This window comes from Aquabacterium sp. A3 (assembly GCF_038069945.1).
Classification (GTDB): Bacteria; Pseudomonadota; Gammaproteobacteria; order Burkholderiales; family Burkholderiaceae_C; genus Aquabacterium.
In genome coordinates, this window is record NZ_JBBPEV010000002.1 from 299,211 (window position 1) to 322,452 (window position 23,242).

The window sequence follows — 23,242 nt, forward strand, 5'->3', positions numbered from 1 at the left end:
CCGTGCCCACGCTAAAATCAGCGGTTTCCCTCAGCCGCCTGCCCGCACCATGTCCCACCCCACCAAGAACATCACTGCCATGGCCAACGCCATCCGTGCGCTGGCCATGGACGCCGTCCAGCAAGCCAATTCCGGTCACCCCGGGGCGCCGATGGGCATGGCCGACATGGCAGTGGCCCTGTGGAGCCGTCATCTGCGCCACCACCCCGCGCAGCCGCAATGGTTCGACCGCGACCGCTTCGTGCTGTCCAACGGTCACGCCTCGATGCTGATCTACGCGCTGCTGCACCTGACGGGCTATGAGCTGTCCATCGACGACCTGAAGGCCTTCCGCCAGATGCACAGCAAGACGCCGGGCCACCCTGAGGTGGGCATCACCCCCGGTGTGGAGACGACCACGGGCCCGCTGGGGCAGGGCATCACCAACGCGGTGGGCTTTGCGCTGGCCGAGAAGATGCTGGCCACCGAGTTCAATCGCCCTGGCCACGACATCGTCAACCACCACACGTACGTGTTCATGGGCGATGGCTGCCTGATGGAAGGCATCAGCCACGAGGCCGTGGCCCTGGCCGGTGCCTGGAAGCTGAACAAGCTCATCGCGCTGTACGACGACAACGGCATCTCGATCGATGGTCAGGTCACCCCCTGGTTCATCGACAACACGGCGCAGCGTTTCGAGGCCTGTGGCTGGAACGTGATCGGCCCGGTGGATGGCCATGATGTGGACGCCGTGGACGGCGCCATCGTCAAGGCCAAGCTGTCTTCTGACAAGCCCACGCTGATCATCTGCAAGACCGCCATCGGAAAGGGCTCGCCCAACCGCGCCAACACGGCCAAGGCCCACGGCGAGCCGCTGGGTGGCGACGAGATCAAGCTCACGCGCGAGGCCATTGGCTGGGCGCATGAGCCCTTCGTGATCCCCGAAGAGGTCTATGGCGACTGGAACGCCAAGGCCGATGGCGAGCAACTGGTGGCCGACTGGAACCAGCGCTTCGAGGCCTACAAGGCCTTGTTCCCCGCTGAAGCCGCCGAGTTCGAGCGCCGCATGAAGGGCGACCTGCCCGCCAACTTCGCCGAGATCGCCGTGCAGGCCGTGGCCACTGCGCACGAAAAGGCCGAGACCGTGGCCAGCCGCAAGGCCAGCCAGATCGCGCTGGAGTTCTTCACCGCCGCCATCCCTGAAATGCTGGGCGGCTCGGCCGACCTGACCGGCTCGAACCTGACCAACACCAAGAGCACCCCCGCTTTCCGCGTGGGCGACGATGGCAAGGTCGTGACCACCGACGGCAAGCCTGGCCGCCACATCAACTACGGTGTGCGCGAGTTCGGCATGGCCGCCATCATGAACGGCGTGGCCCTGCACGGTGGCTACATCCCTTACGCCGGCACCTTCCTCACGTTCAGCGACTACAGCCGCAACGCCATCCGCATGGCCGCGCTGATGAAGCAACGCGTGATCCATGTGTTCACCCACGACTCCATCGGCTTGGGCGAAGACGGCCCCACGCACCAGTCGGTCGAACACGCCGCCAGCCTGCGTCTGATCCCGGGTCTGGATGTCTGGCGCCCGGCCGACACGGCCGAAACCGCCGTGGCCTGGACCATGGCCCTGGCCAACAAGCACCGCCCCTCGGCACTGCTGCTGTCGCGTCAGAACCTGCCTTACGCGCCCAAGACCGACGCCGATGTGATGACGCAAGGCGCCTACGTGCTGGCCGAGCCCGCCGAGGTGGGCCTGAAGAAGAAGGCCGTGGCCGTGATCATCGCCACCGGCTCTGAAGTGCAATTGGCCCTGCATGCGCAAGCCGAGTTGGCCAAGCGTGGTGTGCCCGTGCGCGTGGTCTCCATGCCCTCGACCACCGTGTTCGACCGCCAGGACGTGGCCTACAAGAAGGCCGTGCTGCCGCCCAAGCTGCCCCGCGTGGCCGTGGAGGCTGGTGTGACCGACTTCTGGTGGAAGTACGGCGTGGATGCCGTGGTCGGCATCGACACCTACGGCGAGTCGGCCCCGGCTGGCGTGCTGTTCAAGCACTTTGGCTTCACCCCCGAGAACGTGGTGGCCACGGTGCTGAAGGTGCTCAAGAACCGCGGCTGATCATTTAAGCTAGCGGGTTTTCCGCGAGGCGCCCTGGCCACCATCAGGGCGTTCGTTTTCAAACAGATTTCCACAAGAGGTTTTTCCATCATGGCGATCAAGATCGGTATCAACGGCTTCGGCCGCATCGGCCGCATGGTGTTCCGTGCCGCTGTCCAGAACTTTGCCAACGACATCGAAATCGTCGGCATCAACGACCTGCTGGAGCCCGACTACCTGGCCTACATGCTGAAGTACGACAGCGTGCACGGTCGCTTCAAGGGCGACGTGGCCGTGGATGGCAACGACCTGATCGTCAATGGCAAGAAGATCCGCCTGACCGCCGTGAAGAACCCCGCCGAGCTGAAGTGGGACGAAGTGGGCGCCGACGTCGTGATCGAATCGACCGGTCTGTTCCTGACCAAGGAAACCGCTGAAGCCCACATCAAGGCCGGCGCCAAGAAGGTGATCATGTCGGCCCCCTCGAAGGACGACACCCCGATGTTCGTCTACGGCGTCAACGACAAGACCTACGCCGGCCAGGCCATCATCTCCAACGCCTCGTGCACCACCAACTGTCTGGCCCCCGTGGCCAAGGTGCTGAACGACACCTTCGGCATCAAGCGCGGCCTGATGACGACTGTGCACGCCGCCACCGCCACGCAAAAGACCGTGGACGGCCCGTCGAACAAGGACTGGCGCGGTGGCCGTGGCATCTTGGAGAACATCATCCCCTCCAGCACCGGCGCTGCCAAGGCCGTGGGCGTGGTGATCCCCGAGCTGAACAAGAAGCTGACCGGCATGGCCTTCCGCGTGCCCACCTCGGACGTGTCGGTGGTGGACCTGACCGTCGAGCTGAACAAGGAAGCGTCGTACGAAGAGATCTGCGCCGCCATGAAGGCCGCCTCGGAAGGCGCCATGAAGGGCGTGCTGGGCTACACCGAAGACAAGGTGGTGGCCACCGACTTCCGCGGCGAGTCCTGCACCTCGGTGTTCGATGCCGAAGCCGGCATCGCCCTGGACAAGACCTTCGTGAAGGTCGTGTCCTGGTACGACAACGAGTGGGGTTACTCCAACAAGTGCCTGGAAATGGCCCGCGTCATTGCCAAGTGATGGCCAGGTGATGGCCAGGTGATCAATCATCGATCGGCGGCTGAATTCAGCCAGCCCCTGGCCGATCAGGGCTTACCCTGGTCGCACCACAGAGCCCCCTTCCGGGGGCTTTTTTCATGGTGGAATCGGGTGCGCCGCGCCACCTGATGACGCGGTGTGTCTTGGCCGCATGGGTGTGACATTGGCAACAAGATGTCGCCTGGCGGGTGAACTCAAGGGCGGGTCATTCGCCCGTCAACCGATACACCCACCATAATGCGACCGTGAAAAAACATGACAAGGTGCTTGAGGATGCTGAGTCGTAGCCTGTGGTCAGTGGCCATGGTGGGAATGTTGTGCAGTGGCCTGGCCCAGGCAGCAGGTGATCAGCCCATGGCCCGAGGCTGGATCGTCAAGCTCAAAGATGCCCAGCCTCAGCCTGTGGTGCGCCTGGCCGCCGCGGCCGTGCCCTCTGACGGCCCCACCAGCCAGCGCAATCGCCTGTGGCAGGCGGCGCAGCGGCAGCGGGTGAGCATCGTGGCGCATCGGCCTTCTGCGTTCGGAGCGCAGGTCATCAGGGCGGCTTCGACCATGACACTGGCCCAGGCTGAAGCCGAGGCCGACCGGCTGCGCGGCGATCCTGATGTGGAGTGGGTGGTGGTCAACGCCGTTGAGCGACGGGCGGCCACCGCCAATGTATTGCCGGTCACTGATCCAGCTTACGGAAGCCAGACCTGGTTGGCCCCTCGTGTGAGCGGCCTGGCAGGTGTTGGCAATTTTCCTGCTGCGTGGCAGGCTGTGGCTGTGCCCCGGGCGACCTCGCAGGTGGCGGTGGCCGTTCTGGACACCGGTATCCTGAGCGAGCCTGATGAACTGGATGGTCGAATCCTTCAAGGCTACGATTTCATCTCGGAGTCGGTTTATGCCCGGGATGGCAACGGTCGCGATGCTGATCCGTCGGACGAAGGCGACTGGATGGACGATGCCACTCGTCAGAGCAACCCCTTGCTTTATGCCGACAACTGCGAGAACGAAGACAGTTCGTGGCACGGCACGGCGATCGCTGCCATGCTGGTGGCGAGTGTCAATAACGGCCAGTACGGCACAGGCATGTTGGCCGCCTTTCCTGACGTGAAAGTACTTCCGGTTCGCGTTGGTGGTGTTTGCGGCGCCGATCGTGCCGACATTCTGGATGCCATGCTCTGGGCCGCCGGGATTCCTTTTTCTGGCAGTCCCCCCGTGAACCAGAATCCAGCCAAGGTGATTTCCTTGAGCTTTGGCGGCGGCGACACTTGCTCTGTGAACACGGGCTACCCAAGGGTGATCGAGCAGTTGCGCAACGCTGGCGTTTTGCTGGTCGCCTCTGCAGGCAATGGTGACGACTCCGGGCGTGGTCTGAGCACGCCCACAGTGCCTGCCAATTGTCAGGGCGTCATGGCGGTGACGGCGTTGAATCAGCGCGGCTCCAAGGCCACATATGCCAACCTGGTTCGCACAGGTGACGGCCTGTGGGGCATCGGGGTCGCTGGTGGGGATGTCAACACCAGTAGTTTTGCCACCGACGACGGTGTGCAAACCTTGGTTGACACGGGCAGCCGGGAGCCCAGCGGTACGTTCGCCATGTCACCCATTGCAGGCACCAGTTTTGCCACGCCACAGGTGGCCGGCGTGGCGGCCATGCTCTGGTCGCTGGACAGTTCTCTGAGCCTGAACCAGGTGATGTCCATTTTGGTGAACTCGGCCAGACCGTGGGCTCAAGTCAACGCCGAGTTGTCGTCGTTGTTCTTGCCGCTGTGCTCAACCAGTCAGCGTGGCGCGTGCCGATGCACCGACAGCACTTGTGGCTCGGGGGTACTTGATGCCGCTGCAGCGGTCGGAGCGGTGCTGGACGAGTCTTCCCTGTTCCGCCAAGAGCTCAGTAACGATCCTGACCCTGTGACCAATGAATCTGGCGGCGGCGGTGGCGGTGGCCACATCGGCTGGCCCTGGGGCCTTGCGCTTTACGCTCTCTTGCTGAGCGGCTGGTGGTCGCAGCGACGCCGCGCTCAGAACCTGCAGGCCGTGAAAGTCTGACCTCGGGGCAGGACGAGGCCCGACAAGGCGATCTGCGTGTCGCTGTCGGCTTCGTTGACGCGCAGCACCTGCCGCTCGATGGCGCGGCGCAGGCGAATGACGCGGGCAGTACGCACCCCTGTGTCCTTGAGCGATGCCAGCGCCTGTTGAGCCGCTTCCTGGGTGTCGTGGCGTCCCAGGCTGATGCCGGGCGCCAGGCTGGCAGGCACCCGCAGCACTTCATAGCGCAGACCAGGGATGCGGTCGAGCTCGGTTTGCTTGCGCTCCAGGGCGGCCTCGGTGTCGAACGGACCCATGTAAATCGACCATTGCTCGGGGCTGGCGCGTTTGATGGTGTCCCAGGTCAATTGGGGCAGCACACGGCGCACGGCGCTGCTCACCTGCTCGAACTCGGGGTCATTGAAGGGGCCGGCTTCAATGCACAGGCTGTTGCCCTGGCGGTTGACGCTGGCCAGGCCGGCGCCTGAGGCCGTGGCGGGCCGCAGGGAAGCCCCTGGCGTGTCCGTCGTGCCGGGCGCCATGGCGGCGTCACCAGGTGTCTCGGGCGGGGCCACCAGCGACAAGGGGTGCCGCTCCAGCACGCCCACCCGCTGTGCCTGGATTTCGGGGCGGGTTTCGGTGGTGGCACGGGCGGCCGACGACCACAGATCGGCAGGCAGCCAGCCCTGGCTCCAGGCAAACACGGCCGCATTGGCCAGCAGCAGGATCAGAAACAGAAAGCGCAACATCAGGCGGTCATCATGGCATCACGGGGAGGGGCGCACGCTCACGTCGCCGCTGGTCCAGCGCTGCAGGCCGTGGGCGGTGTGCACGAGCAGGGCGCCATCGGCGTCCACACCCAGGCATTGTCCTTCATCGTCGGCAGCGTCGCGGCCGGGCTGGGCCTCGTGGCCCCACAGTTGTACCGCGCGGCCCATCAGCACATCGCGCTGGGCAAACCGGGGCTGCAGGGGCGCGAAGCCACTCAAGGCAAAGCGCGCCATGCCTTGCAGCAAGGCGGGCACCACCTGCGCAAACACCTGCGCCACGGCCAGGTCGGGGGCGTCGGCGGCGGGCCACAGGCTGATGGCGTCGGCGCTGGGCGGCTGGCCTCGCACATTCAGCCCCACCCCCACCACCACCCAGCGCATGGGCTCGGGCAGTCCGGGGGCCGGGGTCACCTCGATGAGGATGCCGCCCAGCTTGCGCGGGCCCACCCACAGATCGTTGGGCCATTTGAGCCCCACTGGCGCGCGCAGGGCGCCCAGGCCGTCCAGGGCCTCGGCCAGGGCCAGGCCCACGGCCAGCGACAGGGTGTGGCCTCCACCGGGCACGTGGTCAAGGGCCAGGGGCACGCCCACCGAGAACGTGAGGGTGTCGCCCGCCTGGGCGTGCCAGGATCGGCCCCGCCGGCCGCGGCCAGCGGTTTGAGACAGGGCCAGCAGCACGGTGGGCTGGCACTGGCCCTGGCGCCCCTGGGCCATCAGCCGCGTGTTGGTCGAGTCCAGTTCGGGGTGCACTTCCAGGCTCAGACCGGGCCAGTCGGCCTGGCACGCCATCCAGATGTCTTCGGCGGCGGCGTTCACGGCCGACAACAACGATGGCGGCAAGGCCGGTGCCGTGGTGGGCGCAGAGGGGGCGGCAGCGGTGTCACTGGGCATGCCGGCCCACCTCAGCGGCGTCGCCGCGTGGCCAGCATGGTGCCGCGGCAGCTGGGCGTGCCGCACCAGCAGGCGTATTCCTTCTTGAGCGTGGGCGTGATGCGCTCGTCGATCACCAGGCCGTAGTCGAAGAACAGCTCTTCGCCGGGGGCGATGTCCCTCAGTGCGCGCAAATACACCCTGAAGCCTTCCTGCTCGGCTTCGAGGTTGGGTTCGCAGCAGTGATTGATCCACTTGGCCGAGTTGCCCTGGTACTTGCCGTCGATGACATGACCGTCGTCCAGGTGAAAGTAAAACGTGTGGTTGGGCTGCTCGGGGTCGTGGGGGTGGCGATCAAGGGCCTCCTCCCAGGTGATGATCTCGCCCTTGTATTCCAGCACCACCTCGCCGACGGCAATGGGCTGGATGGCGAACACGCCCTTGCCGTGCACCCCGGATCGGCGCACCTGCGTGCGGCGGCCGGCCGACGCGGCCGGCACGCGCGCGCTGGCCGTGCGGGCCGCCGGGTGGTTTTTTTTCGTGGCTTGCGTCATCGGCCGGATTCGGTAAATTGAAAGTGTGGGCGCGCGCGCGTGTGCACACCCGTGCGTGCGTGCGCGCGCGAGAAGCCCGATTGTATGAACGGATTTCATGCGTCTCTCGCGGAGACGTGTCCTCAACCAGAAAAAAATCAGCTCATGAGCAAAGCCCTGGTCATCGCCGAAAAGCCCTCTGTGGCCCAAGACATCGTCCGCGCCCTGACGCCGGTCGACGGCAAGTTCGAGAAGCACGACGAGTATTTCGAGTCCGAGCACTATGTGGTGAGCTCGGCGGTGGGTCACCTGGTCGAGATCAAGGCCCCGGATGAATTTGACGTGAAGCGCGGCAAGTGGAGCTTCGCCAACCTGCCGGTCATCCCGCCGCACTTCGACCTCAACCCGATCGACAAGAGCAAGGGGCGCCTGAACGCGCTGGTCAAGCTCATCAAGCGCAAGGACGTCACCACCCTGATCAACGCGTGTGACGCGGGACGCGAGGGTGAGCTGATCTTCCGCCTGATCGTGCAGTACGCCGCCGACAGCACGGCCACGACGCGCGCCAAGGGCCTGGGCAAGGATGTGAAGCGCCTGTGGTTGCAGAGCATGACGCCGGCGGCCATCCGCGATGGCTTCGAGGCCCTGCGCACCGATGAGCAGATGATGCCGCTGGCCAGTGCCGCGCGTTGCCGCTCCGAGGCCGACTGGCTGGTGGGCATCAACGGCACGCGCGCCATGACGGCGTTCAACTCGCGCGATGGCGGGTTCTTTTTGACCACCGTGGGCCGGGTGCAGACGCCCACGCTGTCCATCGTGGTGGAGCGCGAAGAAAAGATCCGCAAGCACGTCTTCCGTGACTACTGGGAGGTGCGTGGCACCTTTGGCGCGCAGGCCGGCAGCTACGACGGCAAGTGGTTCGACCCGGACTTCAAGAAGGACAAGAGCGCCACTGAAGGCTCGGCCGAGGCCGAGTTCAAGGCCGACCGCGTCTGGAGTGCGGCCGAGGCGCAGGCCATCGCCGATGCGGTGCGTGGCCAGCAAGGCACCGTCACCGAAGAATCGAAGCCCAGCACGCAGGCCAGCCCGCTGTTGTACGACCTGACCACCTTGCAGCGCGAGGCCAACTCGCGCTTTGGCTTTTCTGCCAAGACCACGCTGGGCCTGGCGCAGGCCCTGTACGAAAAGCACAAGGTGCTGACCTATCCGCGTACCGATTCGCGCGCGCTGCCCGAGGACTACATCCCCGTGGTCAAGCAAACGATGGGCATGATCGCCGACGAGGACATGCCTGGCCCGCTGAAGGACCTGGCCATGCACGCCCGCAAGGCGGTCAACGACGGCTACGTCAAGCCCACCAAGCGCGTGTTCGACAACGCCAAGGTGTCGGATCACTTCGCCATCATCCCCACGCTGCAGGCGCCCAAGGCCCTGACCGAGGCCGAGGCCAAGCTCTACGACATGGTGGTCAAGCGCTTCATCGCGGTGTTCTACCCCTCGGCCGAGTTCCAGGTCACCACGCGCATCACCAAGGTGGCCGCCGCCGGCAAGACGCACCACTTCCAGACCAACGGCAAGGTGCTCGTCAAGCCGGGCTGGCTGGCGGTGTACGGCAAGGAAGCGGCCGAGGAGGGCGATGACGCCCACCTGGTGCCGGTGCAGGCCGGTGAGGCCGTGGCCAACGAAGACATCGTGGTCTCGGCGCACAAGACCAAGCCGCCCGCCCGCTACACCGAAGCCACGCTGCTGAGCGCCATGGAAGGCGCGGGCAAGCTCATCGACGACGAAGAGCTCAAGGCCGCGATGCAGGAAAAGGGGCTGGGCACGCCCGCCACGCGCGCGGCCATCATCGAAGGCCTGCTGACCGAGAAGTACATGCTGCGCGAAGGCCGCGAGCTGATCCCCACGGCCAAGGCCTTCCAGTTGATGACGCTGCTGCGCGGCCTGGGTGTGGTCGAGCTCACCAAGCCTGAGCTGACCGGCAACTGGGAGCACCAGCTCTCCGAGATGGAGAAGGGGCGTTTGAGCCGCGAGGCCTTCATGGCCGAAATCGCCGCGATGACGCAACGCGTGGTGCAAAAAGCCAAGGAGTACGACCGCGACACCATCCCGGGCGACTACGCCACACTGAAGGCGCCGTGCCCCAACTGCGGTGGCGTGGTCAAAGAGAACTACCGCCGCTACACCTGCACCGGGGCCGATGGCCAGGGCGAGGGCTGTGGCTTCAGCATGGGCAAGATCCCGGCGGGCCGCAGCTTCGAGCTGCACGAGGTGGAGCAGCTGATGACCGAGCACAAGCTGGGCCCGTTGGAGGGCTTCCGCTCGAAGGCGGGCTGGCCCTTCACGGCCGAGCTCAAGCTGGTGAAGGACGAGGAGACGAACAACTGGAAGATGGAGTTCGACTTTGGCGAAGACGCCAAGAAGGAAGAGGAGTCTGGCGAGCCGGTGGACTTCAGCAACGCCACCACGCTGGGTGCCTGCCCCAAGTGCGGCGGCAGCGTGTACGAGCACGGCACCAACTACGTGTGCGAGCACACGCTGGGCTCGGGCAAGGCCAAGTGCGACTTCAAGAGCGGCAAGGTCATCCTGCAGCAGCCGATCGCGCCTGAGCAGATGGGCAAGCTGCTGGAAACGGGCAAGACCGACCTGCTGGAGAACTTCGTGTCCAACAAGACACGGCGCAAGTTCAAGGCCTTCCTGAGCTGGGATGCCAAGGCGGGCAAGGTGGGCTTCGAGTTCGAGCCCCGCGCGCCCAAGGCCCCGGCGGCCAAGAAGGCGGCGCGCAAGGTGGCGGCCAAGAACTCGGCTTGACGCTGGTGCTGAGGGGCCCGTGGTGGAACCTTGTCAGGATTGGCCGCTCAGACACGACGAGGGGGCACAGGGCCCCATAAGGGCCCCACGGCCCCTCGTCCCGCTGGCCTTCAAGGAGTTTCCATGAGCTTTGTTCGCACCTCGCATCACCTGCTGCACCCCGACAGTGGCTGCACCCTGCCTGAGCACGAGGTCACCCCGCAGGCGGTGTACCTTCGGCGTCGCCAGCTGTTGCAAGGCCTGGCGGGCGCAGGGGCGCTGGCCGGTGCGGGCGGCCTGATCGGCGCCCCGGCATGGGCCCAGGGACAGGCCGCCGTGGTCAAGGGGCCGGGCAAGCTGCCGGCCCTGGCCGCCCAGCGCACGGCCGTGGCGGGTGGCGTCGTGATGGACAAGCTCACGCCCTACGACGACGTCACCACCTACAACAACTTCTATGAGTTCGGCACCGACAAGTCCGATCCGGCGCGCAACGCCCACACGCTGAAGACCCGCCCCTGGATGGTGCGCATCGAGGGCGAGGTGCTCAAACCCCTCACGCTGGACATCGACCAGTTGCTCAAGCTGGCGCCCATGGAAGAACGCATCTACCGCCTGCGTTGTGTGGAAGGCTGGTCCATGGTGATTCCGTGGGTGGGTTATTCGCTGGCCAGCCTGTTGAAGCAGGTGCAGCCCACCTCGAAGGCGAAGTACGTGGAGTTCTACACCCTGGCCGACGCCAAGCAGATGCCCGGCCTGCGCAGCAGCGTGCTGGACTGGCCCTATGTGGAGGGCCTGCGCATGGACGAGGCCATGCACCCCCTGACGCTGATGGCCTTTGGCCTGTATGGCGAGGTGATGCCCAAGCAAAACGGCGCCCCCATGCGGCTGGTGGTGCCCTGGAAGTACGGCTTCAAGAGCGCGAAGAGCATTGTCAGGATCAGGCTGGTCGAGCGCGAGCCCGTGTCGTCCTGGACGGCTGCCATTCCGCGCGAATATGGGTTTTACTCCAACGTCAACCCGAAGGTGGACCACCCGCGCTGGAGCCAGGCCACCGAGCGGCGCATTGGTGAGGGCGGGCTGTTCACGCCCCGCCGCCCCACCTTGATGTTCAATGGCTATGAGGCCCAGGTGGGCCAGTTGTACGCCGGCATGGACCTGCGCAAATACTACTGACGATGGATGACGGATGGATGTGAATCGCGTGTTGCTGGCCCCCTGGGCCAAGCCGGTGTGTTGGGCCTTGTGTGCGGTGCCTGCGCTGGCCTTGCTGGGTGCAGGATTGGCCGATGCGCTGGGCGCCAATCCGGCCGAGCGACTGATCCGTGAGACCGGTGAATGGGCGCTGCGGTTTTTGTGGCTGACGCTGCTGATCTCGCCCCTGCGTGATGTGGCGGGGTGGCCGGGCCTGCTGCGATTCAGGCGGGCGCTGGGCGTGACGGCCTTCGTGTACGCGGCGCTGCACTTTCTGGCCTATGCCTGGCTGGACAAGTCGCTGCTGGTGGCCGACATCGTGGCCGATGTGTTCAAGCGCAACTTCATCCTGGTGGGCATGGTGGCCTTGTTGTTGATGCTGCCCCTGGCGCTGACCTCGTTCAACGCCGCCATCAGGGCCCTGGGCGGACGCCGTTGGCAAATGCTGCACAAGCTGACCTACGTGGTCGCGTTGCTGGGCTTGCTGCACTTCTACTGGAAGATGTCGGCCAAGAACGACGTGGCCGAGGTCATGGTGTATGCCGTGCTGCTGGCGGTGCTGCTGGGCTGGCGCGTGATGCGCCGTGGCGGCATCCTGGCGATGTGGCGCCCCCGCTGACCAGCCCCAGGGGCGATTCCCTGAATGCCTGGTGTTATCCCGGGTTCGCATCCCACATCGCGGGGGGCGGACTTACCCGGGCTTGGGTTGATGTGGCCAATGCTTGGCCGACTCGGTCAACGCCGGGGGGCTGTGTGGCCCGGGGCAGGTGACTAGCATCGAGTCCATCGAATGCATCACGCAACCTGTCTGGAGTCCTCCATGTCCTTCAAACCTCTCTTGAGCGCGGTGGCCCTGGCCGCCCTGGTGCCCCTGGCGTCGCATGCCGGTTACTACCAATGGGAGGCGGTCGAACTGGCGGCCAACACCGGCGCCGCGTGTGGCGACGGATCGCCCTACCGGTTTTTCGTCAACCGCACCCCCTTCAGCAGCAAGACCGTGGTGATTTTTGAAGGCGGCGGCGCCTGCTGGGATCAGAACTCGTGCGCAGGCAAGGGCGATGGCGCCCTGGGCATCTCCATCCTGTCGGCGTCCAACCCCAACGGCATCCCGGCCGATTACATGACCAACGTGTTCAACGTGTTGAACGGTGGCATGTCGGGCCTGGCCTTGGGTGGTCTGATCACGCCGTTCTCGATGCGCATGCATCCGCTGCAGCGGGTGCAGACCCAGAGCTGGAACATCGTCTACGCGCCGTACTGCACGGGCGACGTGCACACCGGCAACAAGGTCACCACCTACACCGACGCCGATGCGGCCAACCCGCGTGTGCAGTACCACCGTGGCAGCGCCAATGGCCTGGCCATGGCCAACTGGCTGGCCGCCAATTTCAAGCGTCCAGATCAGCTGCTGGTGACGGGCTTCTCGGCCGGTGGTGCGGGCTCAACCGCCAACTACGGCTGGTTGCGTCTGGCCATGAACCCGAAAAAATCGGCCCTGCTGGCCGACTCGGGCCCGTTGTTCCAGGTCAACCGCACCGACAGCCCCGAGGTGTCGCCCTCGGTCAAGCTGCACAACAAGATCCGTGACGTGTGGGGCCTGGATGGCGCCAATGGCCTGGTCACCAAGCTGTTGACCATGTACCCCGACGCCGGCACCGCCGAGAACCTGGGCTCGCTGACCACCGGTCTGGCCAGGATCTTCCCGCAAGATCGCCTGAACTTCAGCGTGTTCCAGCAAGATGCCATCTATTCGGCCTTCTCGTACACGCCGTTCTATCCTGAGATTGCCGCGGCCGAGTCTGGCGTGCCACGCGACACCCTGATCAATCAGAAGTGGGCGCCCGAGGTGCGCAAGTGGGTCGACGCCATGAAGCCCTATCCCAATGTGGGCTACTACGTGCCGTACTACCGCGACTTCCTGAAGTCGCACACGCTGACGACGCTGACCTTCTCGGGCACGGCCATCAAGGAGGCCAACATCGACGGCCTCAATGTGGTGGTGGATGACCTGATCGATGGCAAGGGCACGCCGATCCGCGCGTTTGAGACCCAGCGCAATCTGCAAAACACCAAGGTGCCCGGCACGCTGGACGCCTTGCTGCAGCCCATCTACAAGGCCATCGGGCTCTGAGCCGGCGCCAAGCCTTTCGCTTTCTCCTCGCTTGAGCGCCATGCCTTCGGGCATGGCGCGCTTTTTTGTGTGGGGGAAACTCAGCGCCTGCCAGCCCCCGCCAAGCCGCTATGCTTGCGCTGCGTTACATCCAAGCTGTTCCATGGGCCAAAGAATCTCGCCGGTGCACCTGAAGATCCTGGCTTACACCCTGGAGGTGGAAGGCCATGGTGCGCAACCGGTTCTGCAACGTTGTGGCTACGCCTCGATCGATGACATCGACGAGGACGGGGATTGGCTGCCCGCCAGTCGCCTGGATCACATGATGATGGCCGCGATGGCGCACACGGGTGATCCGGCCTTTGCCCTTGTGGCGGGCAAGAGCCTGGCGCTCATGCGCTACGGGCACATGGTGCCCCTGGTGCTGTCGGCGCCCCACCTGCGCGCGGTCATGGCCGACCTGGAGCGCTACGCGGCGCTGGTGCAGACGACCTGCGAATTGCTGCTCGACGAACAGCCTCCTGGCGGGGCCCGCGTCCGCATCGACCCTTTGGTGACGCAAGGCGAAGGGGGGCGGTTTCGCACCGAGTTCGCCGTCACCAGCGCCCTGCAGATGTTGCGCTTTGCCTCGGCCGGCCCGCAAGACGTCTGGCGCATCGATTTTCCTTATGCCGAGCCGCCCGGGCTCCGGGCCCGGTATGAAGCGGCCTTTGGCAACTGCCTGCACTTTTCGCAGCCCGGTTGTGGTGTCAGCTTCCAGCCCAGCCTGCTGGACCGGCCTTTGCCCTCACACGACCCTGTGGCCTACACGGCAGCACGCACCCGTGCCGAATCGGCCCTGCAGGCGCTGCAGCGGCGCTCGGATGTGGCCGAGCGCGTGCACCAATGGTTGCTGGGGCAAGCCGCGGTGGCGCCGTCCATTGGCGACGCCGCCCAGCACCTGGGGCTGTCGGAGCGCACCCTCCGGCGTCAGTTGGCCGCCCTGGGCACCTCGTACGTGGACCTGGTGCAGCAAACACAGCGCCTCATGGCCGAGCGTCTGCTGGCCGAGCGCCACCTGTCCATCAAGCAGGTGGCCGATCAACTGGGCTTTTCGTCGGTCAGCACCTTCCATCGGGCGTTCAGGCGCTGGACAGGCCAGACCCCGACGGCCTGGCAGGACGCGCGTCGCACGTGACCGAGAATGCCCGCATGGGGGGCCTGCTGCTTCAGTTTTTGCCGTTTTTTGTGCTGGTGGCCCTGGGCTGGGGTGCCACGCGTCGGGGTTGGCTGCCGCTGGCGGGCATTCCGGCGCTGAACGTCTTTGTGCTGTACTTCGGGCTGCCGGCCCTGTTGTTTCGCCTGGGGGCCAGTGGTGCGCTGTGGCAGCCCGGGCTGGGCGGGCTGGCGCTGGTGTACGGCGTGGTGGGGCTGACCATCACGGCGGGCGCCATGGCCTGGGCCTGGCGGGGCGGTCTGTCACGCCTGGATGGCGGGCTGGCCGCGCTGGCCACCACCTTCCCCAACACAGGATTTTTGGGGCTACCGCTGCTGACCGGGCTGCTGGGGCCGCAGGCGGCGGGGCCGGTCGCGGTCACCATCGTGGTCGATGTGCTCTTGTTCAGCTCACTGTGCCTGGCGTGGGCCGGTGTGGGGGCGGGGCCCTTGCGCAGCGCGGCCCGAAATCCCTTGTTGTGGTCCATGGCGGCCGGTCTGGTGTGCTGGGCGCTGGGGTGTTCGTGGCCCTCGCCGGTCGATCAGACCTTGGGCCTGCTCGCCCAATCGGCCACGCCCACGGCCCTGTTCACCCTGGGCGCCATCCTGGCGCGCGCGCAGATGAACGCCGCCAGTGCGCCAGAGGCTGCTTCAGGGCGTGCGCCGCTGTGGGTGCCCACGCTGCTGAAGCTGCTGTTGCACCCGGCCTTGGTGTGGCTGGCAGGGCAGGGCGCCTGGGCCCTGGGGGTGCCCGTCACCTCCGAGGGGCTCGTGGCCCTGACCTTGGCCGCGGCCCTGCCGGCGGCCAGCAATGTGTCGATGCTGGCCGAGCGGCTGGGCGGGGGCAGCGCGGTGGTGGCGCGCATCATCTGGTGGACCACCGTGCTGGCGCTGCCCACGCTGGGCTGGTGGGCGCAGGCGCTCACGACGCCTTGAACACCCCGATGGCGTCGGCCAGCCGGCCGGTGCGCTGCTGCAGGCTGCCCGCCGCTTCGGTCGACTGCTGCACCAGGGCGGCATTCTGCTGCGTCACGTCGTCCAGATGCCCCACGGCGGCGTTGACCTGATCGATGCCCGCTGCCTGCTCTTTCGAGGCGTGGCTGATCTGCTCGATCAGGTGGCTCACTTCGCTCACCTTGGCCACGATGGCCTCCATGGCCTGACCGGCGTTGTTCACCAGTTCGCTGCCCGCCTCCACCCGCTCCACGCTGGCCTGGATCAGGCCCTTGATCTCTTTGGCGGCCTCGGCCGAGCGCTGGGCCAGCGAGCGCACCTCGCCGGCCACCACCGCAAAGCCGCGACCTTGCTCACCCGCCCGGGCGGCTTCCACTGCGGCGTTCAGCGCCAGGATGTTGGTCTGAAAGGCGATGCCATCGATCACGCTGATGATGTCGGCGATCTTGCGCGAGCTGTCGGTGATGTCTCGCATGGTGTGCACCACCTTGCCCACCACCTCGCCACCGTGGCGTGCGGCGCCGGACGCCTCGCCTGCAAAGTTGTTGGCGTCCAGCGCCGTCTGGGTGTTGGCCCGCACGGTGGACGTCATCTGCGTCATCGAGGCGGCGGTTTGCTGAAGTTGGGCGGCGGTGGCGTCGGTGCGCCCGTGCAGATCCTGGTTGCCTTGGGCGATGTCCTGGGCGGCATCGCGCAGGCCGTGCACCTGGCTGCTCACGTCGTCCACCAGCGAGCGCAGGTTCAGCCCCGACTGGTTGACCGCTCGAAGGATCATGCCGATGGTGTCCACCCGGTTGAGGTTCAGGTTCTCGCCCGGCTGACCCGAGGCCACCGACGCGGCCTGTTTGTGGATCTGCTCCAGCGGCCGCGCGATCTGCGCATTCAGCCACCACATGCCCAGCCCCGCCGCCACGACGTCGGCGGCCACCAGCCACGCCAGTTGGGCGTGGTTCAGGCCGGCCAGCAAGCCGCAGGCGATGCTGAAGGCTGTGATCAGCAGCGGCCCCATGGCCAGGCGCCAGCGCAGGCTCATCAGCTGAAACACCGAGCGCCAGCGGCCCAGGCCCTGGTGCACCACCAGGCCTTTGTGAAAGGCCAGGCTGCCCGCGCGCCCTTCTCTGAAGCGCTGGTACAGCTGCTCGGCGCTTTGCACCTCCTCGCGCGAGGGCCGGGTGCGCACCGACATGTAGCCCTGCACCTGCCCACCCCGCACCACCGGGGTGGCGTTGGCGCGCACCCAATAGTGATCGCCGTTTTTGCAGCGGTTTTTGACCAGGGCCGTCCACGACTCGCCCTGTTTCAGCGTGGCCCACATGTCCGCAAAGGCCTCGCGCGGCATGTCGGGGTGTCGCACCATGTTGTGCGGCTGGCCCATGAGTTCTTCGCGGGTGAAGCCACTCACCTGGATGAACGCTTCGTTCGCGTAGAGGATGCGGCTGTGGGTGTCCGTGCTGGACATCAGGGTGGCGTCGGCGGGGTAATCAAACTCCCGCTGGGTGACCGGCAAGTTGGTGCGCATGACTGCCTCGTGTGTTTGAGAACGACCAAGTAAGACAGTCGGCTATACGGACGGCTCACGGCAGACTGAAGGCGTTTTTTTCACTTTGCCGACGCTGTTGAGACATCGTCACGCAAGCCCCGAAGGGCATCAGGGGCTTGCTTTGATTTGTCCAGGGTTTGATCAAGTCGGCGGTTTTTCAGGCGCTCTGGCGTGCCAGCACCGTCTTGAGTGCCACCCCCGTGTGCGTGCCTTTGCTCACCAGCTTTTCGGGCGGCCCTTCGGCCACCACCTTGCCGCCACCCGAGCCGCCTTCCGGCCCCATGTCGATGACCCAGTCGGCCTCGGCGATGAGGTCCAGGTCGTGCTCGATGACGACGACGCTGTGCCCGCCGTCGACCAGGCGGTGCAGCACGCGGATGAGCTTTTCCACATCCGCCAGGTGCAGGCCCACGGTGGGTTCGTCCAGCACGTACAGCGTGTGCGGCGCCTTCTGGCCGCGGCGCGTGATGTCGTCGCGCACCTTGCTGAGCTCGGTCACCAGCTTGATGCGCTGCGCTTCACCGCCCGAGAGCGTGGGCGAGGGCTGGCCCAGCGTCAGGTAGCCCAGGCCCACGTCCTGCAGCAGCTGCAGCGGGTGCGCGATGGAGGGCATGGAGCCGAAGAACGCCACCGCCTCGTCCACCTCCATCTTCAGCACATCACCGATGTGCTTGCCGCGCCAGGTGGCGGCCAGCGTTTCGCGGTTGAAGCGCATGCCGTTGCAGGCGTCGCAGTGCACCTTCACGTCGGGCAGGAAGGCCATCTCGATGGTGCGGATGCCCTGGCCCTCGCACTCGGGGCAGCGGCCTTCGCCGGTATTGAAGCTGAAGCGGCCGGGGCCCCAGCCGCGCGCGCGGGCCTCCAAGGTGTCGGCGAAGAGCTTGCGGATCGTGTCCCAAAAGCCGATGTAGGTGGCCGGGCACGAGCGGGGCGTTTTGCCGATGGGGGTTTGGTCTACTTCCAGCACGCGGTCCACCGCGCCCCAGCCTTCAAGGCTGTCGCAGCCGTGCCAGGCGGGCTTGGTGGTGGCGCGTTCTTTGAAGGGAATGGCCACGGCGGCCTGCACATTGGCCAGCAGCACGTCGCGCGCCAGCGTGGACTTGCCCGAGCCGGACACACCGGTGACGCCGACCAGGCGCTGCAGCGGCACCTTGACGTTGACGCCCTGCAGGTTGTGCAGCTTGGCGCCTCGCAGCTGCAGCTGCGGCGTTTGCTTGTCGACCTTGCGGCGGCCGATCGGCTGGCCATCGTCGTTTACGCGCAGCGGGTGCTGCATGGGCGAGCGCAGGCAGCGGCCCGTCACCGAGGCCTCGCTGGCCATGATGTCGGCCACCGTGCCTTCGGCCACCACGGTGCCACCGCGCACACCGGCGCCAGGGCCGATGTCGATGACGTGTTCGGCTCGGCGGATGGTGTCTTCGTCGTGTTCGACCACCACCAGCGTGTTGCCCGACTGGCCCAGCGTGTGCAGGGCATCGAGCAGCAGCTGGTTGTCGCGCGGGTGCAGGCCGATGGTGGGCTCATCCAGCACGTAGCACACGCCCTGCAAATTGCTGCCCAGTTGCGCCGCCAGGCGGATGCGCTGCGCTTCGCCGCCCGACAAGGTGGGCGCGGCGCGGTCGAGGCTGAGGTAGCCCAGGCCGACCTGTTCCATGAAGCTCAGGCGCGACTTGATCTCGCTGACAATGTCGCGCGCGATGGTGGCCTCGCGCCCGTCGAGCTTGAGCTTCTCGCTCCACTTGCGCGAGTCCTTGACCGACAGCGCGGACACCTCGGCAATCGACTGCCCCCGCATCGTCACGGCCCGCGCCACCGGGTTCAGGCGCGCGCCGTGGCAGGTGCCGCATTCGGCGTCTTCCACGTCTTCCACATCGGGTTCGGCGAAGGTTTGTTCGCGCCCCTTGTTGTCGTCTTGCTGAGAGTCGTCAAGCACCTTGCGCTGCTCGCGCGTGAGCGCCAGGCCCGTGCCCACGCAGTCAGGGCACCAGCCGTGCTTGCTGTTGTAGCTGAACAGGCGCGGGTCCAGCTCGGGGTAGCTGGTGCCGCAGCTCGGGCAGGCACGCTCGGTGCTGAACACCTTCACACGGCCCATGTGCAGGGTGGATTTGCCGGTGGCCAGCGCATCGGCCAGGCCTTCGAGCCCGGTGATGAGGTGCACCACGCCCTTGCCGTGTTCCAGCGCCGAGGCCAGCAGTTCGCGCAGGCGGGCCTCGTTCTCGGGTGCCACCACCACGTCGCCCACGGGCAGCTCGATGGTGTGCTCGCGGTAGCGGTCGATCTTGGGGCCCTTGGCCGTGCCCCAGCCGGTCACGGGCAAAAACTCACCGTCCACGCGCAGGTAATCAAAGCCGCGTGCCGAGGCCCACTTGGCCAGCTCGGTGTAGACGCCCTTGCGGTTGACCACCAGCGGCGCCATCAGGCCGATGTGCTGGCCACGGTACTCGCGCAGCCACTGCGCGGCGATGGCCTCGGGCGTTTGTGGCAGCACGGGGATGGGGTTGCCATCGGCATCCACACACGTGGTGCAGTGCTGCGTGCCCAGCTTGACGTAGAGCAGGCGCAGAAAGTGGTGCACCTCGGTGGTGGTGCCCACGGTGGACTTGCGCCCACCGCGCGAGAGCCGCTGCTCGATGGCCACGGTGGGCGGGATGCCATACACCGCGTCCACCTCGGGGCGGCCAGCCGGCTGCACCAGCGAGCGCGCATAGGCGTTGAGCGACTCCAGGTAGCGGCGCTGGCCTTCGTTGAAGAGGATGTCAAAGGCCAGCGTGGACTTGCCCGAGCCCGACACGCCCGTGATGACGTTGAACTTGCCACGCGGGATGTTCACGCTCATGCCGCGCAGGTTGTTCTCGTGCGCGTTGACGACCTCGATGGCGTCGTGGCCCGGGGCCTTGGCGGCGGCGGCGCGGCGCTGCTCGCGGCGGGCCTTGATGACGGCCTGCAGCGAGGTGCTGCTTTCTTCTGCTTTGACCACGGTGGCTTGGCTGCCGTCGTCTTGCAGGCCGAGCGCGGCTTCGTACTCACGCAGGGCCACGGCCGTGTGCGTGGCACCGTGCTTGAGGTCTTCGGGCGCGCCTTGCGCCACGATCTGGCCACCGGCGTCGCCGCCTTCGGGGCCGAGCTCGATCAGCCAGTCGCAGGCGCGGATCACGTCCAGGTTGTGCTCGATCAGGATGATGCTGTTGCCCGCGTCCAGCAACTTGCCAAACGCCCGCATCAGCTTGGCGATGTCGTCGAAGTGCAGCCCGGTGGTGGGCTCGTCGAACATGAACAGCGTGCCCTTGCGCGCCGTGCGCTGGCCACTCTTGGCCAATTGCGTGGCAGCTTCCACCAGGTGCCCCGCCAGTTTCAGACGCTGCGCTTCGCCCCCTGACAGCGTCGGCACCGGCTGGCCCAGCTTCACGTAGTCCAGGCCCACGTCGGACAGCGGTTGCAGCGAGCGCACCACGTCCACGTCTTGCGCAAACAGCTTCACCGCTTCGGCCACGGTGAGTTCCAGCACGTCCGAGATGCTCAGCTTCTTGTTCAGCCGCTCGATCTGCACCTCGCGCACCTCGGCGCGGAAGCGCGTGCCATCGCAATCGGGGCAGCGCAGGTACACGTCACTCAAGAACTGCATCTCGACGTGCTCGAAGCCCGAGCCGCCGCAGGTCGGGCAGCGCCCGTTGCCCGCATTGAAGCTGAAGGTGCCGGCCGTGTAGCCACGCTCGCGCGACAGCGGCGTCACCGCGAACAACGTGCGCACCGCGTCGAAGGCGCCCACATAGCTGGCGGGGTTGGAGCGCGCCGTCTTGCCGATGGGCGACTGGTCCACAAAGCTGACCGCGCTGAGCCAGTCGGCACCCAGCAGGTCGTCGTGCTCGCCCGGGCTCTCGGTGGCTTCGCCAAAGTGGCGCAGCAGGGCGGGGTGCAGGATGTCCTGGATCAGGGTGGATTTACCCGACCCACTGACACCCGTCACGCCCACCAACCGCTGCAATGGAAAGTCGACGCTCAGGTTCTTCAGGTTGTGCTGTCGCGCGCCTTGCAAGATCAACTTGGGCGTGTTGTCTTGCACAGGACGGCGCTGCCCGATGCCGATGCGGCGGCGCGCGCCCAGGTAGGCGCCCGTCAGCGTCTCGGCCTGCTTGAGGTCATCCGGTGTGCCGTCGAAGACGATGCGACCGCCTTGCGAGCCCGGGCCGGGGCCCATGTCGATGACGCGGTCGGCGGCCAGCATCACGGCCGGGTCGTGCTCGACCACCACCAGCGTGTTGCCCGCATCGACCAGGCGCTGCATGGCCAGGTTGATGCGGTCCATGTCGCGCGGGTGCAGGCCGATGGACGGCTCGTCGAGCACGAACAGCGTGTTGACAAGGGACGTGCCCAGGGCCGTGGTCAGGTTGATGCGCTGCACCTCGCCACCCGAGAGCGTGCGGCTCTGACGGTCGAGCGTCAGGTAGCCCAGGCCCACATCCACCAGGTACTTCAGGCGCGTGCGGATCTCGTCCAGCAACAGCTGCAGGGCCTCTTGATCGCCCTGGTTCGGCAGCGTCACAAAGCTGAAGAAGCGCTGCAACTGCGAGATGGGCAGCAGCATCAGGTCGTGCAGCGTCAGGCCGGGCAGGGCCGCATAAACGGCAGCGTCCAGCGCCACGCCCTTGGGCTTGAAACGCCGCTCGGGCGGCAGCACCGCGTCGGCATCGGCCTTGGAGCCCAGGCGCCACAGCAGCGATTCGGTTTGCAGGCGCGCGCCTTCGCAATCAGGGCAGGGCGTGTAGCTGCGGTACTTGGACAAGAGCACGCGGATGTGCATCTTGTAGGCCTTGCTCTCAAGGTACTCGAAGAAGCGGCGGATGCCGTACCACTGCTTGTTCCAGTTGCCCTTCCAGTCGGGGTCGCCTTCCAGCACCCAGCGCTTTTGATCGGGCGTGAGCTGCACCCAGGGCGTGTCGCGCGGGATGGCCGCGTCGCCGGCGTACTTGATCAGGTCGGCCTGGCATTCGGCCCAGGCGGGTGTTTGCAGCGGCTTGATGGCGCCGCCGCGCAGCGTTTTCTTGGCGTCGGGAATCACCAGGCCCCAGTCCACGCCGATGACGCGACCGAAGCCCCGGCAGGTGGGGCAGGCGCCCGCCGCCGAGTTGAACGAGAACATGCCCGCCGTGGGCGTGCTGTAGCGGCGGTGGCTTTCAGGGCAGTGCAGGCCGCTGGAGAAGCGCCACAGCTCGGGCTCGTCGTCCGTCAGGGCGTACACGGTGATGTGGCCATTGCCGCGCTTGAAGGCCACCTCCAGCGCCTCCATCACGCGGGGGCGGTCCAGGTCGGCGCCCGTGGCATCGGCGCCGAGGCGAAAGCGATCCACCACCACGTCCAGCACCAGGCGTTCATCATCGGCCAGGCCTGCGTCAGCCGTGGTGGATGCTTTCTTGGTGGTTTTCTTGGCAGCCGTTTTTTTCGCCACCTTCTTGGCTGCAGGCGCGGTGCCCGCGTCATGCGCCACCTTCACCACCCGCTGCGCCTGGATGCGCGAAAAGCCGCTGGCCGACAGCCACTCTTCCATCTGCTCGGTGCTGGTGTTGGCGGGCAGCTCGGCCGCGAAGGTGACGACCACGCGGCGGCCGCCCTCCGTCAGCGCGCTGCGGCGCAGCAGCTCCTCGAACACCGATTGCGGCGTGTCTTCGCGCACCGGCAGGCCCGTGCCTTGGTCGAACAACTGGGCCGCGCGCGCAAACAGCAGCTTCAGGTGGTCGTTCAGCTCCGTCATCGTGCCCACGGTCGATCGGCTGGTGCGCACCGGGTTGGTCTGGTCGATGGCGATCGCCGGGGGCACGCCTTCCACGCGGTCCACGGCGGGGCGGTCCATGCGGTCCAGAAACTGGCGGGCGTAGGCGCTGAAGGTCTCCACATACCGCCGCTGGCCCTCGGCATACAGGGTGTCGAACACCAGCGAGGATTTGCCCGAGCCGCTGGGCCCCGTCACCACGGTCAGCTCGCCGGTGCGGATGTCCAGATCGAGGTTCTTGAGGTTGTGCTGGCGGGCGCCGCGGATGCGGATGTCGGACATGGTCAGCCTTGTGGGACAGATGTGGA

At 66.4% G+C, this 23,242-nt stretch carries 14 protein-coding genes; 9 read left to right on the forward strand and 5 right to left on the reverse strand.

Features of this window, described 5'->3' with window-relative positions; translation table 11 throughout:
* Positions 1-49: 49 nt before the first annotated feature.
* The 3 genes from tkt (at position 50) to WNB94_RS10560 (ending at position 5,239) form a co-directional block, all read left to right on the forward strand.
* Entirely contained in the window at positions 50-2,095 is a 2,046-nt protein-coding gene (tkt, locus tag WNB94_RS10550; protein ID WP_341390350.1) for a transketolase, read from the forward strand.
* A 90-nt stretch (positions 2,096-2,185) separates the two neighbouring features.
* Positions 2,186-3,187 carry a type I glyceraldehyde-3-phosphate dehydrogenase gene (gene gap, locus WNB94_RS10555; RefSeq protein WP_341390351.1) on the forward strand — a complete coding sequence of 334 codons (1,002 nt, stop codon included), beginning with the start codon at positions 2,186-2,188 and terminating at the stop codon, positions 3,185-3,187.
* Positions 3,188-3,478: 291 nt separating this feature from the next.
* Positions 3,479-5,239, forward strand: a complete 1,761-nt coding sequence (locus WNB94_RS10560) for a S8 family serine peptidase (protein WP_341390352.1) — start codon at positions 3,479-3,481, stop codon at positions 5,237-5,239.
* Here the strand turns inward: WNB94_RS10560 and WNB94_RS10565 are convergent.
* The 3 genes from WNB94_RS10565 to WNB94_RS10575 are packed head-to-tail and all read right to left on the reverse strand — an operon-like array spanning position 5,212 to position 7,412.
* Positions 5,212-5,967: a hypothetical protein gene (locus WNB94_RS10565; protein ID WP_341390353.1), complete on the reverse strand. Its 756-nt coding sequence runs from the start codon at positions 5,965-5,967 to the stop codon at positions 5,212-5,214. The two genes, WNB94_RS10560 and WNB94_RS10565, sit on opposite strands and share 28 nt — an antisense overlap.
* Before the next feature lie 18 nt (positions 5,968-5,985).
* Positions 5,986-6,879, reverse strand: coding sequence for a biotin--[acetyl-CoA-carboxylase] ligase (locus tag WNB94_RS10570; RefSeq protein WP_341390354.1), 894 nt, complete (start codon positions 6,877-6,879; stop codon positions 5,986-5,988).
* An 11-nt stretch (positions 6,880-6,890) separates the two neighbouring features.
* On the reverse strand, positions 6,891-7,412 hold the full coding sequence (locus WNB94_RS10575) for an SET domain-containing protein (protein ID WP_341390355.1): 522 nt from the start codon (positions 7,410-7,412) through the stop codon (positions 6,891-6,893).
* Positions 7,413-7,556: 144 nt separating this feature from the next.
* Here WNB94_RS10575 and WNB94_RS10580 point away from each other — a divergent pair, with 144 nt between their 5' ends.
* The 6 genes from WNB94_RS10580 (at position 7,557) to WNB94_RS10605 (ending at position 15,612) form a co-directional block, all read left to right on the forward strand.
* On the forward strand, positions 7,557-10,202 hold the full coding sequence (locus WNB94_RS10580; protein WP_341390356.1) for a DNA topoisomerase III: 2,646 nt from the start codon (positions 7,557-7,559) through the stop codon (positions 10,200-10,202).
* Positions 10,203-10,325: 123 nt separating this feature from the next.
* Entirely contained in the window at positions 10,326-11,354 is a 1,029-nt protein-coding gene (gene msrP / locus WNB94_RS10585; RefSeq protein ID WP_341390357.1) for a protein-methionine-sulfoxide reductase catalytic subunit MsrP, read from the forward strand.
* 13 nt (positions 11,355-11,367) lie between these two features.
* The gene (msrQ, locus tag WNB94_RS10590; protein ID WP_341390358.1) at positions 11,368-11,991 is read left to right on the forward strand and encodes a protein-methionine-sulfoxide reductase heme-binding subunit MsrQ; all 624 of its coding nucleotides are present in this window, start codon (positions 11,368-11,370) and stop codon (positions 11,989-11,991) included.
* Between the two features lie 201 nt (positions 11,992-12,192).
* Positions 12,193-13,503, forward strand: coding sequence for a pectin acetylesterase-family hydrolase (locus tag WNB94_RS10595; RefSeq protein WP_341390359.1), 1,311 nt, complete (start codon positions 12,193-12,195; stop codon positions 13,501-13,503).
* Between the two features lie 142 nt (positions 13,504-13,645).
* Positions 13,646-14,659 (forward strand): AraC family transcriptional regulator, encoded by a 1,014-nt coding sequence (locus tag WNB94_RS10600; RefSeq protein ID WP_341390360.1) that lies wholly within the window; start codon positions 13,646-13,648, stop codon positions 14,657-14,659.
* On the forward strand, positions 14,656-15,612 hold the full coding sequence (locus WNB94_RS10605; RefSeq protein WP_341390361.1) for an AEC family transporter: 957 nt from the start codon (positions 14,656-14,658) through the stop codon (positions 15,610-15,612). The genes WNB94_RS10600 and WNB94_RS10605 overlap by 4 nt, the downstream gene beginning before the upstream one ends.
* On the opposite strand, the gene WNB94_RS10610 is transcribed toward WNB94_RS10605, so the two are convergent.
* Complete coding sequence (locus WNB94_RS10610) at positions 15,599-17,149, reverse strand: methyl-accepting chemotaxis protein (protein ID WP_341390362.1); 1,551 nt, start codon at positions 17,147-17,149, stop codon at positions 15,599-15,601. The genes WNB94_RS10605 and WNB94_RS10610 overlap by 14 nt on opposite strands.
* A gap of 178 nt (positions 17,150-17,327) precedes the next feature.
* Positions 17,328-23,216 (reverse strand): excinuclease ABC subunit UvrA, encoded by a 5,889-nt coding sequence (gene uvrA / locus WNB94_RS10615; RefSeq protein ID WP_341390363.1) that lies wholly within the window; start codon positions 23,214-23,216, stop codon positions 17,328-17,330.
* Between the last annotated feature and the right edge of the window lie 26 nt (positions 23,217-23,242).

Bases quoted from the DNA above. Each gene is read 5' to 3' on its own strand.
- tkt (WP_341390350.1), top strand. From the start codon at position 50: ATGTCCCACCCCACCAAGAACATCACTGCCATGGCCAACGCCATCCGT.
- msrQ (WP_341390358.1), top strand. From the start codon at position 11,368: ATGGATGTGAATCGCGTGTTGCTGGCCCCCTGGGCCAAGCCGGTGTGT.
- uvrA (WP_341390363.1), bottom strand. From the start codon at position 23,216: ATGTCCGACATCCGCATCCGCGGCGCCCGCCAGCACAACCTCAAGAAC.
- gap (WP_341390351.1), top strand. From the start codon at position 2,186: ATGGCGATCAAGATCGGTATCAACGGCTTCGGCCGCATCGGCCGCATG.
- WNB94_RS10565 (WP_341390353.1), bottom strand. From the start codon at position 5,967: ATGTTGCGCTTTCTGTTTCTGATCCTGCTGCTGGCCAATGCGGCCGTG.
- WNB94_RS10575 (WP_341390355.1), bottom strand. From the start codon at position 7,412: ATGACGCAAGCCACGAAAAAAAACCACCCGGCGGCCCGCACGGCCAGC.
- WNB94_RS10580 (WP_341390356.1), top strand. From the start codon at position 7,557: ATGAGCAAAGCCCTGGTCATCGCCGAAAAGCCCTCTGTGGCCCAAGAC.
- WNB94_RS10570 (WP_341390354.1), bottom strand. From the start codon at position 6,879: ATGCCCAGTGACACCGCTGCCGCCCCCTCTGCGCCCACCACGGCACCG.
- WNB94_RS10610 (WP_341390362.1), bottom strand. From the start codon at position 17,149: ATGCGCACCAACTTGCCGGTCACCCAGCGGGAGTTTGATTACCCCGCC.
- WNB94_RS10595 (WP_341390359.1), top strand. From the start codon at position 12,193: ATGTCCTTCAAACCTCTCTTGAGCGCGGTGGCCCTGGCCGCCCTGGTG.
- WNB94_RS10600 (WP_341390360.1), top strand. From the start codon at position 13,646: ATGGGCCAAAGAATCTCGCCGGTGCACCTGAAGATCCTGGCTTACACC.
- WNB94_RS10560 (WP_341390352.1), top strand. From the start codon at position 3,479: ATGCTGAGTCGTAGCCTGTGGTCAGTGGCCATGGTGGGAATGTTGTGC.
- msrP (WP_341390357.1), top strand. From the start codon at position 10,326: ATGAGCTTTGTTCGCACCTCGCATCACCTGCTGCACCCCGACAGTGGC.